Source organism: Micromonospora sp. MH33, assembly GCF_003013775.1.
GTDB classification, from domain to species: domain Bacteria; phylum Actinomycetota; class Actinomycetes; order Mycobacteriales; family Micromonosporaceae; genus Micromonospora; species Micromonospora fulviviridis.
The window spans coordinates 1-1,484 of the sequence record NZ_MUYZ01000624.1; the positions used below are offsets into that span (position 1 = coordinate 1).

The 1,484-nt window shown below is 77.7% G+C and carries 1 protein-coding gene; it reads right to left on the minus strand.

Annotated features, from left to right (window positions below):
- Window positions 1-1,484, minus strand: a 1,484-nt coding sequence (locus tag B0E53_RS36460) for a polyketide synthase dehydratase domain-containing protein (protein WP_210406367.1), incomplete at both ends; no start/stop codon positions are given.

Here is a 1,484-nt window from a genome sequence, read left to right on the forward strand (position 1 = left end):
GCGTCGGCCCGGGCCGCCCGGACCGCCTCGGCGAGCGCCGCCACGGTCGGGAACGCCGGCAGGTCCGGCCGGCCGGCCGTCAGCTCGTCGCCGGCCAGCAGGGCCCAGCCGGATGTCTCGGCGGCCGGGGTGACGTCCTGGGGCTGCCAGGTGAGTTCGAACAGGGACCGGGCCGCGGCGCCCCGGGCGGCCACCCCGGTCAGCTCCCGCAGGGCCAGCGAGTCGACGGACACGACCGGCGCGCCGGACTCGTCCACGGCGACCAGCCGGGCCGCCGTGCCGGCCCGGGTGAGCCGGACCCGCAGGGCGCGCGCTCCGGAGGCGTGCACCTGCACGCCCTCGAACGCGAACGGCACCCGTGGACCGTCCCCGTCGCCGGCGAGCAGCAGACCGACCGGGTGCAGCGCCGCGTCCAGCAGGGCCGGGTGCACCCCGAAGCGGGACGCCTCGCCGGCCGCGTCGTCGGGAAGGCCGATCTCGGCGTACACCTCGTCGTCGGCGGTCCACAGCCGGCGCAGCCCCTGGAACACCGGCCCGTACGACAGGCCGTGTTCCGCCAGCGTCGGGTACCAGGCGTCCAGGTCCACCTCGGCGAGCCCGGCGGGCGGCCAGGCGGCGAGAGTGGGCTCGTCGGTCGACGCGGGCTCCAGCACGCCGTCCGCGTGCGGGGTCCAGTCGGTGTCGCCGTCGGGCTGGGAGTGGACCGCGACGGCGCGGCCGCCGGTCTCGTCGGCGGCGCCGACCCGCACCTGCACCCGCACCCCGCCGGTCGCGGGCAGCACCAGCGGCGCGGCGAGGGTGAGCTCCCGTACCCGGGAGGTGCCGACCTCGTCGCCGGCCCGTACGGCGAGTTCGACGAGGGCGGTGCCGGGGACGATGACGGTGCCGGCCACGACGTGGTCGGCGAGCCAGGGATGGGTGGCCAGCGACAGCCGGCCGGTCAGGACGACCATGTCGGCACCGGCGACGGTGACGGCCGCGCCGAGCAGCGGGTGGCCGGCGACGCCGAGTCCGGCGCCGGTGACGTCGCCCGCGCGGGCCCGGCCGGCGCCGAGCCAGTAGCGCTCGTGCTGGAACGGGTACGTCGGCAGGTCCACCCGCTGCGGGTCGGTCCCGGCGTACCACTGGGTCCAGGTCACGGGAACGCCGTGGACGTGCAGTTCGGCCAGGGCGTGCAGCAGCGCGGGTCCGGCGTCGCGGTCGCGGCGCTGTGCGGCGACCGCCACGGCGCCGTCGGGCAGCAGGTCGGCGTTGAGGGCGGTGAGGACGCTCTGCGGGCCGACCTCCAGGAACGTGTCCGCGCCGGCGTCGCGCAGTGCGGTGATGCCGTCGGCGTAGCGGACGGTCTCCCGGACGTGGCGGACCCAGTAGTCGGCGCGGGTCAGCTCCTCGGGGCCGGCGAGGGCCCCGGTCAGGTTCGACACCACCGGCAGCAGCGGCGCCGAGAAGCTCAACCCCTCCAGCACCGCCCGGAACTCGGCCAG